The sequence below is a fragment of the Streptomyces sp. NPDC088762 genome (assembly GCF_044750905.1).
Lineage (GTDB): Bacteria > Actinomycetota > Actinomycetes > Streptomycetales > Streptomycetaceae > Streptomyces.
In genome coordinates this window covers 283322-295995 of record NZ_JBIVKT010000007.1, presented here as the reverse complement: position 1 = coordinate 295995, position 12674 = coordinate 283322, and the positions used below count along the sequence as shown (strand labels likewise).

General features: G+C 70.5%; 10 protein-coding genes. 2 read left to right on the top strand and 8 right to left on the bottom strand.

Annotated features, from left to right (window positions below):
• Positions 1-46: 46 nt before the first annotated feature.
• Positions 47-1678, bottom strand: a complete 1632-nt coding sequence (gene pruA / locus ACIP5M_RS19285) for an L-glutamate gamma-semialdehyde dehydrogenase (RefSeq protein ID WP_401198488.1) — start codon at positions 1676-1678, stop codon at positions 47-49.
• 31 nt (positions 1679-1709) lie between these two features.
• A complete protein-coding gene (locus ACIP5M_RS19280; RefSeq protein ID WP_401198486.1) occupies positions 1710-2636 on the bottom strand; it encodes a proline dehydrogenase family protein in 927 nt (308 codons plus the stop codon).
• 172 nt (positions 2637-2808) lie between these two features.
• Between ACIP5M_RS19280 and ACIP5M_RS19275 the strand changes: the two genes are divergently transcribed.
• On the top strand, positions 2809-4056 hold the full coding sequence (locus ACIP5M_RS19275; RefSeq protein ID WP_401198484.1) for a PucR family transcriptional regulator: 1248 nt from the start codon (positions 2809-2811) through the stop codon (positions 4054-4056).
• 65 nt (positions 4057-4121) lie between these two features.
• Here ACIP5M_RS19275 and ACIP5M_RS19270 read toward each other — a convergent pair whose 3' ends face one another.
• The gene (locus ACIP5M_RS19270; protein ID WP_401198562.1) at positions 4122-4640 is read right to left on the bottom strand and encodes a hypothetical protein; all 519 of its coding nucleotides are present in this window, start codon (positions 4638-4640) and stop codon (positions 4122-4124) included.
• A gap of 205 nt (positions 4641-4845) precedes the next feature.
• Complete coding sequence (locus ACIP5M_RS19265) at positions 4846-5436, bottom strand: TetR/AcrR family transcriptional regulator (protein ID WP_401198482.1); 591 nt, start codon at positions 5434-5436, stop codon at positions 4846-4848.
• Positions 5437-5525: 89 nt separating this feature from the next.
• Between ACIP5M_RS19265 and ACIP5M_RS19260 the strand changes: the two genes are divergently transcribed.
• Positions 5526-7082, top strand: a complete 1557-nt coding sequence (locus ACIP5M_RS19260) for an MFS transporter (protein ID WP_401198480.1) — start codon at positions 5526-5528, stop codon at positions 7080-7082.
• Positions 7083-7161: 79 nt separating this feature from the next.
• On the opposite strand, the gene serA is transcribed toward ACIP5M_RS19260, so the two are convergent.
• The 4 genes from serA to ACIP5M_RS19240 form a co-directional block, all read right to left on the bottom strand.
• Positions 7162-8751, bottom strand: coding sequence for a phosphoglycerate dehydrogenase (gene serA, locus ACIP5M_RS19255; protein WP_401198478.1), 1590 nt, complete (start codon positions 8749-8751; stop codon positions 7162-7164).
• Between the two features lie 273 nt (positions 8752-9024).
• Complete coding sequence (ilvC, locus tag ACIP5M_RS19250; RefSeq protein WP_401198476.1) at positions 9025-10026, bottom strand: ketol-acid reductoisomerase; 1002 nt, start codon at positions 10024-10026, stop codon at positions 9025-9027.
• Between the two features lie 117 nt (positions 10027-10143).
• A complete protein-coding gene (gene ilvN, locus ACIP5M_RS19245; RefSeq protein ID WP_031150278.1) occupies positions 10144-10668 on the bottom strand; it encodes an acetolactate synthase small subunit in 525 nt (174 codons plus the stop codon).
• A gap of 32 nt (positions 10669-10700) precedes the next feature.
• Entirely contained in the window at positions 10701-12587 is a 1887-nt protein-coding gene (locus ACIP5M_RS19240) for an acetolactate synthase large subunit (RefSeq protein WP_401198473.1), read from the bottom strand.
• Between the last annotated feature and the right edge of the window lie 87 nt (positions 12588-12674).

The window sequence follows — 12674 nt, the reverse complement described above, 5'->3', positions numbered from 1 at the left end:
TCCGGACTTGGGGGTACCGGAGCGGGGGCGGGGTTCAGCGGGCGGGTCAGCCCATGTGGGGGTAGCCGTACTCGGTCGGGGCCACCAGCGTCTCCTTGATGGAGCGCGTCGAGGTCCAGCGCTGGAGGTTGGTCGCCGCGCCGGCCTTGTCGTTCGTGCCCGAGGCACGGCCGCCGCCGAAGGGCTGCTGGCCGACCACGGCGCCCGTGGACTTGTCGTTGATGTAGAAGTTGCCCGCCGCGAAGCGGAGCTTCTCCATCGCGTCCGCCGCCGCGTAGCGGTCACCGGCGATGATCGAGCCGGTCAGGGCGTACGCCGAGACGGACTCCATCTGGGCCAGCATCGCGTCGTAGTCCGCGTCGTCGTAGACGTGGACCGCGAGGATCGGGCCGAAGTACTCGGTCGTGAAGACCTCGTTCTCCGGGTCGGTGCACACGATGACGGTCGGGCGGACGAAGTAGCCCTCCGAGTCGTCGTAGGTGCCGCCCGCGACGATCTCGCAGGTCGGGTCGGCCTTCGCCCGGTCGATGGCGGCCTTGTTCTTCGCGAACGAACGCTCGTCGATGACGGCGCCGATGAAGTTGGTCAGGTCGCGGACGTCACCCATGGCGATGCCGTCGACCTCGGCCGCGAAGGCCTCCTTGAAGCCGTCGTTCCAGATCGAGGCCGGGATGTAGGCGCGGGAGGACGCCGAGCACTTCTGGCCCTGGAACTCGAAGGAGCCGCGGGTCAGCGCGGTCTTCAGGACGGCGCGGTCCGCGGACGGGTGCGCGACGACGAAGTCCTTGCCGCCGGTCTCGCCGACCAGGCGCGGGTAGGAGCGGTACTTCTCGATGTTGTTGCCGACCGTCTTCCACAGGTACTGGAAGGTCTTGGTCGAGCCGGTGAAGTGGATGCCCGCCAGCTCGGGGTGGTTCAGGGCCACCTCCGAGACGGCGATGCCGTCACCGGTGACGAGGTTGATGACGCCCTTGGGGAGGCCGGCCTCCTCCAGGAGCTCCATCAGCAGCACCGCGGAGTGGGTCTGCGTCGGGGACGGCTTCCACAGGACCACGTTGCCCATGAGGGCGGGGGCGGTCGGCAGGTTGCCCGCGATGGCCGTGAAGTTGAACGGCGTGATCGCGTAGACGAAGCCCTCCAGCGGGCGGTGGTCGCTGCGGTTCCACACGCCGGCGGAGTTCGCGCCGGGCTGCTCGGCCAGGATCTGGCGGGCGAAGTGGACGTTGAAGCGCCAGAAGTCGACGAGCTCGCACGGGGTGTCGATCTCGGCCTGCTGCGCGGTCTTCGACTGGCCCAGCATGGTGGAGGCGGCGAGCTTCTCGCGCCACGGGCCGGCCAGCAGCTCGGCGGCGCGCAGGATGATCGCGGCGCGGTCGTCGAAGGACATCGAGCGCCAGGCCGGGGCGGCGGCGAGGGCGGCGTCGATGGCCTCCTGCGCGTCGGCCTGGGTGGCGTTGGCGTAGGTGCCGAGCACCGACTTGTGGTCGTGCGGCTGCACCACGTCGAAACGCTCGCCGCCGCCCATCCGCTTGACGCCGTTGATCGTCATCGGGAGCTCGATCGGGTTCTCGGACAGCAGCTTGAGCTGCGTTTCGAGCCGTGCGCGCTCCGGGGTGCCGGGGGCGTACGAGTGGACCGGCTCGTTGACCGGCGCGGGGACCTGGGTCACAGCATCCATGGGGCTGGTAACTCCTTGACCTGGTTCTTGGCTAGTTCTTGGTGATCATCGAGCGGACGAAGAAGAGCAGGTTGGCCGGCTTCTCCGCGAGACGGCGCATGAAGTAGCCGTACCAGTCCGTCCCGTACGCGGTGTACACACGCATCCGGTGGCCCTCTGCCGCCAGCCGCAGGTGCTCCTCGCTGCGGATGCCGTACAGCATCTGGAACTCGTACTCGTCCAGTTTGCGCCCGGCCGAGCGGGCGAGCTCCTGCGCGATGGCGATCAGACGCGGGTCGTGCGACCCGATCATCGGGTAGCCCTCGCCCTCCATGAGGATCTTCATGATGCGGACGTACGCCCGGTCGATCTCGGACTTGTCCTGGTAGGCGACCTCGGCGGGCTCCTTGTAGGCGCCCTTCACGATCCGGACGCGGCTCCCGGCGGCGGCCAGCCGGCGCGCGTCGGCCTCGGTGCGGAAGAGGTAGGCCTGGATCACGCAGCCGGTCTGCGGGAAGTCCCGGCGCAGTTCCTCGTGGATGGCGAACATCGAGTCGAGGGTGGTGTGGTCCTCGGCGTCGAGGGTCACGGTGGTGCCGATGGCGGCGGCGGCCTCGACGACCGGGCGGACGTTGGCGAGGGCGAGCTCGTGACCGCCCTCCAGCGCCTGCCCGAACATCGACAGCTTCACGGACATCTCGGCGCGCTCGCCGAGGCCGAGGTCCGCGAGGCGCTCGATGAGCTGGAGGTAGGCGTCCCGGGCGGCGTGCGACTGCGCCACCTCGGTGATGTCCTCGCCGACGACGTCGAGGGTGACCTCCAGGCCGCTGCGCGTGAGCCGCTCGACGATCGGGATGACCTGGTCGACCGTCTCCCCGGGGATGAAACGGTTCACCACGGGCTTGGTCACCGGGGCTGCAGAGACGATACGGCGCATCGTGGCACTGCGCGAAGCGGCGAGGATCACGGGACCCAGCACGGGGGCACCTCCAACGGGTGGCAGAAGAAAAGCGCGGGAGAAACCGCAAGTGAAACCACCGTGAAACCTAAGGATCGCTTCGATCGTCTGCCATCGACAGCTGTCACGCATCCGTGTCTCGGATCTCATACATCTGTCTGAAGAGCCGGTCCGCGGGTGGGAGAATGTCCGGGTGAAGGGCGATTACCAGGACCTGGTGGACGAGATCTCGGCGCTGCTCGGCGCCCCGGCGACCCTGGAGAACCGGGACTTCCGCCTCATCGCCTTCGGCGCGCACGACAGCGACGACGACACGGCCATGGACCCGGTACGGACCCGCTCGATCCTGACCCGCCAGTCCACGGCGGCCGTCCGCTCCTGGTTCGAGGGCTTCGGCATCGCCCGCGCGACCGGCCCGGTCCGCATCCCGGCGGCGCCGGAGGCCGGGGTGTTCCGGGGGCGGATCTGCCTGCCGGTGCGGTACCGGGGCATCGTGCAGGGATACGTATGGCTCCTCGACCAGGAGCCCGGTCCGGGAGCGGCGGAACTGGCCGCGGCCATGGAGGTGGCCGAGCGGATCGGGATCCTGCTCGCCGAGGAGGCGAAGGCGGGCGCGGACCTCTCGCGGGAGTTCCTCGCGGTGCTCACCGCCGGGCGGGGCTGGCAGCAGGACATGGCCGTGGCCGCGCTGCGGGCGGCCCTGGGCCCGGGCGGGGACGGGCTGCACGCGGCGGTGTGCGTGGCGCCGTGGTCCGGGGAACCGCCGGCGTCGGTGCCGGGCGCGGCGGCGGTGTGCGTGGTCCCCGGCGGGGGGCCGGGTCACAAGCCGGAGTCGGCGGAGCGTTCGGCGGGGGCGGGCGGCTCGGTGGCCGGTCCGGCCCTGGCGGTCCTGCTCCGGCTGCGCTCGACGGACGCACTGGCTCCGGCCCTGACGGCGGTGGCCCGCCTGCTCCCGCGCGCGGCGGCGGAGCCTGCCGGCGCAGCGGCGGCCGGGGGCGCCACCGGCGGCCCGAGCGGGGCCCCCACCGTGACCGCCGGAGTCGCCGATCCCGTCCGGGCGCTCGCGCAGCTGCCCGCCGCCTGGGAACAGGCCGTGGCCGCGGCCCGGGCGGCCGCCGCGCAGCCACGGCTCGGGCCGGTCGCGCAGTGGTCGGCGATCGGCCCGTACCGGCTGCTGGCGGCCCTCGCCGCCGACCCGGTGGACGATCCCGCGGCGCGCGCCCTGCTGGGCCCGGCGCACCGCGAACTCGCCCGGACGGCCGAGGTGTTCCTGGACTGCGCCGGCCAGGCGGGCCGCGCGGCGGCGGCGCTGGGCATCCACCGCCAGACGCTGTACTACCGGCTCGCCCGGGTGGAGCAGCTGACCGGCCTCGACCTGGACGAGGGCGAGGACCGCCTGTTGCTCCACATGGCCCTGAAGGCGTCCCGCCTGCACGGCTAGTGCGGCATCCGCAACTCCGCTGGCCCTGCAGGCGGTTCGTCAGGACTGGTTGGGGGGGCGGGAGGTCATGCCCGGCCCCGCGCCCGGTGCCGCTTCGCGTACGACCAGGTCACCGCCGTCATCAGGACCGGGATGGCGAACAAGGGGGCGAAGACGAAGCCCCAGACAGTCTGTGCCGTACCGCTCGACATGTACGTCTGGCTCTCGACGGTGAAGGCGACCACGAGTTGCGACAGTGCCACCAGGACCAGGACGGTCGAGGCGGTCCAGGCCAGCGCGGCGAGGGTCCGGGGACGCAGCGGCCGCCACCGGTCGCTGACGAGGAGCAGCGGGAACAGGGCGGCGAGCTCGGCGATGACGGAGAGGCCCACGACGTACGCGACGCCCCAGCCCGGGATGCCGAAGACGTCGCGCAGGACCTGGTCGCTGTAGCCGACGTAGACACCGGACGCCATGGCGATGCGCCACAGACCGGACGGGACGGCGCACAGGGCGATGGCGTGGGCGGCGCGGCGGGCCCAGACGGGCGCGGGGGCGGTAGAGGCGGCGGAGAGTGCAGCAGGGGCTGTCGTCATGACCTCCATGCTGGCCGTGGACATGGCAGCCCCGGATCGTCCCCTGCGGCGGATCGCCTCCCCCGCGCGGCGGAGGGCTCATCCGGCTGAGGTGGCACCCGAGCGGGACGAGCCCTCCGCCACCTGTGCCGGCGAAGCCACGGACCCTCCAGTCGGGGAGCGTCGGGCGGATCGGGCCGGGCCGGCGGGAAGGCCGGGCCGGCCCCGGCTCCGCCTACTCGGCGGCGCTCTCCGGCGCCCGCGTGAGCGCTTCGGCGGCACGGCGCATGCCCTCGGTGAACTCCTCGGCGGTGGCCGCCGTTTCCGGGTCGAACAGCCACTGGATCATCAAGCCGTTGAGCAGCGCCTGGTAGAAGGCCCCGAGCGTGCGCACGTCCCGCTCGTCGAGCCGGTCCTCCGGGGTGCCGGTCAGCATCGAGATCAGCCCCCGGCGCCCCTCGCCCTGCGAGGCCGCGAGCATGGCCCGCAGCTCGGGCCGCTGATCCCCGCTCAGCGCCACCTCCAGGCTCGCCGCCCAGATCCGGCCCGACTTCTCGTGCTGCGCCAGGACGCCCGCCCACAGCGCGCGGAAGCGTTCCAGCGAGCCCCCCTCACCCTCCAGGCCGTCCTGGAAGACCTGCCCCCACTCCTCCATCAAGGCGATGAAGGCCTGGGTGAGCAGGGCGTCCTTCGAGCCGTAGTGGTAGCCGATGGACGCCAGGTTCGTTCCGGAGGCGCTGACGATGTCGCGTGCGGTGGTGCGCACGAACCCCTTCTCGACCAGGCACTTCTTGGCGCCCTCGAGCAGATCTTCACGATGTCCCATGGCCCCACCGTAGCAAGACGGTTGTCCTAGACAAAAGTTCTACACAGTTGTTCTAGACAGTTGTTTATGACGTCTGTACATTCCTTCTCATGACGAACCCCGCCGCCACAGCGCGCCTCGCCGGCCGCCGAGAATGGATCGCCTTCACCGTTCTCGTGCTGCCCCTGCTCCTGGTCTCGATGGACGTCTCGGTCCTCTACTTCGCCATCCCCGCCATCACCGAGCAGCTCGACCCCAGCGCCACCCAGCAGCTCTGGATCTTCGACAGCTACGCCTTCGCCCTCTCCGGCCTGCTGATCACGATGGGCTCGCTCGGGGACCGGATCGGCCGCCGCAAGCTGCTGATGATCGGCGCGACCGCCTTCGGCCTCGCCTCGGTCGGCGCCGGGTACGCCACCAGCGCCGAGATGCTCATCGCGGCCCGCGTCCTGCTCGGCATCGGCGGCGCGACCCTGATGCCCTCCACGCTGGCCCTCGTACGGAACCTCTTCCAGGACGACAAGCAGCGCGGCAAGGCCATCGCCCTCTGGTCCGGGGCCATGACCGGCGGCATCGCCCTCGGCTCGGTGCTCAGCGGTGTGATGCTGAACCACTTCTACTGGGGCTCGGTCTTCCTGATCAACGTGCCCGCGATGCTGCTCCTGCTGGTCCTGGTCCCGGTGCTGGTCCCGGAGTTCAAGGACCCGGCCCCCGGCCGCTTCGACCTGCTGAGCGTGCCGCTGTCCATGGCCGCCGTGCTGCCGGTCGTCTACGGGCTCAAGGAGATCGCCGCCGAGGGCTTCGAGCCCCTCCACCTCGGCTCGCTCGCCCTCGGCCTGGTCTTCGGCTTCGTCTTCGTCCGCCGCCAGCGCACCCGGGACGACGCGATGGTCCCCCGGGCCCTGTTCGGCGGGCGCGGCTTCGGGGCGGCCGTCGGGCTCAACACCATCGCCGCCTTCGCCATGATGGGTTCGGCCTACTTCACCACCCAGTACCTCCAGTCGGTGCTCGGCATGGGCCCCCTGGAAGCCGCCCTGTGGAGCCTGGCCCCCTCGGTCGTCATCGGCGCCGCGGCCCCGGTCTCCGCGGCCCTCGCCCAGAAGGTGGAGCGGGCCTACGTCATCGCCGGCGGGTTCGTCCTCGGCGCGGCCGGGTTCGTCCTGGTCGGCCTCGTGGACACCGACTCCCTGTGGCTGCTGCTGACCGGCGCCGGGGTGCTGGCCTCGGGCATCGTCACCGTGATGTCCCTGGTCTCGGACACGGCCCTCGCCTCGGCCCCCGCCGAGAAGGCCGGTTCCGCCGCCTCCCTGCTGGAGACGGGCCAGGAGTTCGGCGGCGCGCTCGGCATGGCGGTGCTGGGCAGCCTCGGCACCGCGGTCTACCGCAGCGACCTGGCGGGCTCCGAGCCCGCCGTACGGGAAACCCTGGGCGGGGCGGTGGCCACCGCCCGGCAGCTCGGCGGGGCCGCCGGGGAGCAGGTACTGGCCCTGGCCCGCGAGGCCTTCGTCCACGGCATGCAGTACGCGGCCTGGGGCGGTGCGGCGCTGCTGGTCGGGGCGGCGCTGCTCGCCGCGGCTCTGATGCGGGGGAAGGAAACCCCTGCCCCGCCCGCGGCGGCGGGGGCCGGCGTTCCCGAAGCGGGCGTGCAGGTGCCGACGTACAACTGATCGGTCCGCGGGTGCGGGTGTCCGGCGGAACGCGAAAGGGCCCGGGGTCTGCCCCGGGCCCTTCGCCGTGTCGTGCGGGTCAGCCGAGGCTGACCGTGCGCGCCGAGACCGCGCCGATCTCGGCCGAGATCTCCGCGAGGACGTCTCCCGGGACCTCGGCGTCGACGGTGAGGACCGCGAGGGCCTCGCCGTGCGCCTCGGCGCGGGCCACCTGCATGCCCGCGATGTTCAGGCCGGCCTCGCCGAGGATGCGGCCGACGGCGCCGACGACGCCGGGGCGGTCGGAGTAGCGCAGCACGGCCATGAAGTCGGCGAGCGCCAGGTCGACGTCGTACTCGCCGATGCCCACGATCTTCTGCAGGTGCTTCGGGCCCGCGAGGGTGCCGGAGACCGACACCTCCTGACCGTCCGACAGGGTGCCGCGGACGGTCACCATGTTGCGGTGGTCCGGGGACTCCGAGCTGGTGGTCAGGCGCACCTCGACGCCGCGCTCCTGCGCGAACAGGGGGGCGTTGACGTAGGAGACCGTCTCGTCGACGACGTCCTCGAAGACGCCCTTGAGCGCGGAGAGTTCCAGCACCTTGACGTCGTGCTGGGTGATCTCGCCGTAGACCTCCACGTCGAGGCGGACCGCGACCTCGCCCGCGAGGGCGGTGAAGATGCGGCCGAGCTTCTCGGCGAGGGGCAGGCCGGGACGAACGTCCTCGGCGATGACGCCGCCCTGGACGTTGACGGCGTCCGGCACGAGCTCACCGGCGAGCGCGAGGCGCACCGACTTGGCGACCGCGATGCCGGCCTTCTCCTGCGCCTCGTCCGTGGACGCGCCGAGGTGCGGGGTGCAGACGACCTGGTCGAGCTCGAAGAGCGGGGAGTCCGTGCAGGGCTCCTTCGCGTACACGTCGAGGCCGGCACCGGCGACGCGGCCCTCCTTGATGGCCGTGTACAGCGCGGCCTCGTCCACGATCCCGCCACGGGCGGCGTTGACGATGCGGACAGACGGCTTCACCTTGTGCAGGGCCTCGTCCCCGATGAGACCGAGGGTCTCGGGGGTCTTGGGCAGGTGCACGGTGATGAAGTCGGCGACCTCCAGCAGCTCGTCCAGCGTCAGCATCTTGACGCCCATCTGGGCGGCGCGCGCGGGCTGCACGTAGGGGTCGTACGCGACGATCTTCATGCCGAAGGCCGACATGCGCTGCGCGACCAGGACACCGATGCGGCCGAGGCCGACGACCCCGAGGGTCTTCTCGCTGAGCTCGACACCCGTGTACTTGTTCCGCTTCCACTCGCCGTTCTTCAGGGCGGTGTTGGCCTGCGGGATGTTGCGGGCGGTGGCGACGAGCAGGCCGCAGGCGAGCTCGGCGGCGGTCACGATGTTCGAGGTGGGGGCGTTGACGACCATCACGCCGGCCTTGGTGGCGGCGGAGACGTCCACGTTGTCCAGACCGACGCCGGCGCGGGCGACGACCCGCAGCTTGCGGGCGGCGGCGATGGCCTCGGCGTCGACCTTGGTGGCGGAGCGGACGAGGATCGCGTCGACGTCGGCGATCGCGGGCAGCAGTTCGGCGCGGTCGGCGCCGTTGCAGTGCCGGATCTCGAAGTCCGGGCCGAGCGCCTCCACGGTGGCAGGCGACAGCTCTTCGGCGATGAGTACGACAGGTTTCGAGCTCACGTGGGTCCTCACAAGTCCAGTGCGGACGGCCGTCCCGACGGCCGCAGGCGGTGGAGGGGGTAGCCGCGTGGAAGACGCACGACACTGTGGGCCTGACGCGTTGTGTTGAGCAGTGTATAAGCGCTGACGGACCGGATTTCCGCCTGTACGGAAGGATCACCCTTCCGTGGTTGGCCGGGTTGGACAAGCCGGGTGTACCAGGAGCGCGCCCCGGCCCCGTCCGGCCTGCGCGGCGGGGCCGGGACGCACCGTCCCGGCCCCGCCGCCGCGAGATCAGTTCTCGCTGCTGTCGACCCAGCTCATGAGCTTGCGCAGCTTCTTGCCGGTGGTCTCCAGCAGGTGCGCCTCGTCGGCCTTCTTGTACTCGTTGTACTTCGGCAGACCGGCCTTGTACTCGGCCATCCAGGTGTTGGCGAACTCGCCGCTCTGGATCTCCGCGAGGACCTTCTTCATCTCGGCCTTGGTGGCGTCCGTGATGACGCGCGGGCCGGTGATGTAGTCGCCCCACTCGGCGGTCTCGGAGACCGACCAGCGCATCTTCTCCAGGCCGCCCTCGTACATGAGGTCCACGATGAGCTTCAGCTCGTGCAGGCACTCGAAGTACGCGATCTCCGGCTGGTAGCCGGCCTCGGTCAGGGTCTCGAAACCGGCCTTGACCAGGGCGGAGGCGCCACCGCAGAGGACGGCCTGCTCACCGAACAGGTCGGTCTCGGTCTCCTCGGTGAAGGTGGTCTTGATCACGCCGGCGCGGGTGCCGCCGATGCCGGCCGCGTACGAGAGCGCGAGGGCGAAGGCGTTGCCGGAGTGGTCCTGCTCGACGGCCGCGATGCACGGAACGCCGCGGCCCTCCTCGTACTGGCGGCGGACGAGGTGGCCCGGGCCCTTGGGCGCGACGAGGGCGACGTCCACGTTGGCCGGGGGCTTGATGAAGCCGTAGCGGACGTTGAAGCCGTGGCCGAAGAAGAGCGCGTCGCCGTCCTTGAGGTGGTCCTTGATGGACTCCTCGTAGATCTCGGCCTGCAGCGGGTCCGGCGTCAGGATCATGATGACGTCGGCCCACTCGGCGGCCTCGGCCACGGGGACGACCTTCAGGCCCTGCTCCTCGGCCTTGGCCTTGGACTTCGAGCCCTCCTTCAGGCCGACGACGACGTCGACGCCGGAGTCACGGAGCGACAGCGCGTGGGCGTGGCCCTGGCTGCCGTAACCGATGACCGCGACCTTGCGGCCCTGGATGATGGACAGGTCGGCGTCGTTCTCGTAGAACAGCTCGGCCACTGGGATATCTCCTTGGTGCGCTGGTGTTGCTCCCACCGTACGGCGGGGAACGGAATCTGAGTTTCGGGTCTCGCTATGCGAACTGACGCAATGCGAACTGACGCATGGTCCGGACGGTCAGGCGCTGCGGTCGAGCGCCCGCAGGCTGCGGTCCGTGATGGACCGGCCGCCACGCCCTATGGCGATGGTGCCGGACTGCACGAGTTCCTTGATGCCGAAGGGCTCCAGCATCTTCAGCATCGCGCCGAGCTTGTCGGCACCGCCGGTGGCTTCGATGGTGACGGCCTCCGGGGAGACGTCGACCGTCTTGGCGCGGAACAGCTGGACGATCTCGACGATCTGTGACCGCGTCTCGTTGTCGGCGCGGACCTTCACCAGAACGAGTTCGCGCTCGATCGCGTTGTGCGATTCCAGCTCGACGATCTTGAGCACGTTGACCAGCTTGTTCAGCTGCTTGGTCACCTGCTCGAGGGGCAGGTCCTCGACGTTCACGACGATGGTGATGCGGGAGATGTCGGGGTGCTCGGTGACGCCGACCGCGAGGGAGTCGATGTTGAACCCGCGGCGGGAGAACAGCGCGGCGATCCGGGCGAGGATGCCGGGCGTGTTCTCGACCAGGACGGAGAGCGTGTGCTTGGACATGTGAGTCGTTCTCTCTCTCAGGCTCTCTCGGCTCAGTCGTCTTCGTTGTCGCCGAAGTCGGGACGGACGCCCCGGGCGGCCATGACCTCGTCGTTGGAGGTGCCGGCGGCGACCATCGGCCACACCATGGCGTCCTCGTGGACGATGAAGTCGATCACGACCGTGCGGTCGTTGATCGCGTTGGCCTCGGCGATGACCTTGTCCAGGTCGGCCGGGTCCTCGCAGCGCAGCGCCACGCAGCCCATGGCCTCGGACAGCTTGACGAAGTCCGGGACGCGGGTGCCCTTGCGGGGGGCGATGGACTCGCCGAGCTGGGAGCCCACGGTGTCGTGGCCGGTCTCGTCCGCGTGCAGCACGGTGTTGGAGTAGCGCTGGTTGTAGAAGAGGGTCTGCCACTGGCGGACCATGCCCAGCGCACCGTTGTTGATGATCGCGACCTTGATCGGGATGTTGTTCAGCGCGCAGGTGACCAGTTCCTGGTTGGTCATCTGGAAGCAGCCGTCGCCGTCGATCGCCCAGACCGTGCGCTCCGGCATGCCGACCTTGGCGCCCATGGCGGCCGGGACCGCGTAGCCCATGGTTCCGGCGCCGCCGGAGTTCAGCCAGGTGCGGGGCTCCTCGTACTTGACGAAGTGCGAGGCCCACATCTGGTGCTGGCCGACGCCGGCCGCGTAGATGGTGCCCTTCGGCGCCAGCGCGCCGATCCGCTCGATGACCTGCTGGGGCGAGAGCATGCCGTCCTCGGGCAGGTCGTAGCCCAGCGGGTAGGTGTCGCGCCAGCGGCTGAGGTCCTTCCACCAGGCGCTGTAGTCGCCGGCGTTGCCCTCGGTGTGCTCGGCCTGGACGGCCTGGATCAGGTCGGCGATGACCTCGCGGGCGTCACCGACGATCGGGACGTCGACCGCGCGGTTCTTGCCGATCTCGGCCGGGTCGATGTCCGCGTGGATGATCTTGGCGAACGGGGCGAAGCTGTCGAGCTTGCCGGTGACGCGGTCGTCGAAGCGGGTGCCGAGCGCGATCAGCAGGTCCGACTTCTGGAGCGCGGTGACGGCGGTGACCGCGCCGTGCATGCCGGGCATGCCGACGTGCAGCGGGTGGCTGTCGGGGAAGGAGCCCAGGGCCATCAGGGTGGTGGCGACCGGGACGCCGGTCAGCTCGGCGAGGACCTTCAGCTCGGCGGTCGCGCCGGACTTCATGACGCCGCCGCCGACGTACAGGACCGGGCGCTTGGCCTGGCAGATGAGCTTGGCGGCCTCGCGGATCTGCTTGGCGTGCGGCTTGGTGACCGGCCGGTAGCCAGGGAGGTCCTGGCTGGGCGGCCAGGAGAAGGTGGTCCGCGCCTGGAGGGCGTCCTTGGCGATGTCGACCAGGACCGGGCCGGGACGGCCGGTGGCGGCGATGTGGAACGCCTCGGCGATCGTCTTCGGGATGTCCTCGGCCTTGGTGACCAGGAAGTTGTGCTTGGTGATCGGCATGGTGATGCCGACGATGTCCGCCTCCTGGAAGGCGTCGGTGCCGATCGCCTTGGAGGAGACCTGGCCGGTGATCGCGACGAGCGGGACGGAGTCCATGTGCGCGTCGGCGATCGGGGTGACCAGGTTGGTCGCGCCCGGGCCGGAGGTGGCCATGCAGACACCGACCTTGCCGGTGGCCTGCGCGTAGCCGGTGGCGGCGTGGCCGGCCCCCTGCTCGTGGCGGACCAGGATGTGACGGACCTTCTTCGAGTCCATCATCGGGTCGTACGCGGGAAGGATGGCGCCGCCCGGGATGCCGAAGACGGTGTCGCACCCCACCTCTTCGAGAGAGCGGATGAGGGACTGCGCACCCGTGACGTGCTCAACTGCGGCGGACTGCTGTCCGCCGGAACGGGGCCGCGGCTGCGGATGGTGGGCCCCGGTGGCCTGCTCGGTCATCGGCATTCTCTTCTCGAAGCTGAGGGTTTTACGCGGATTCGATTCTGTGCCAGTGCAACAAAAAACCCCTCGTGCCATGAGGCAAGCGAGGGG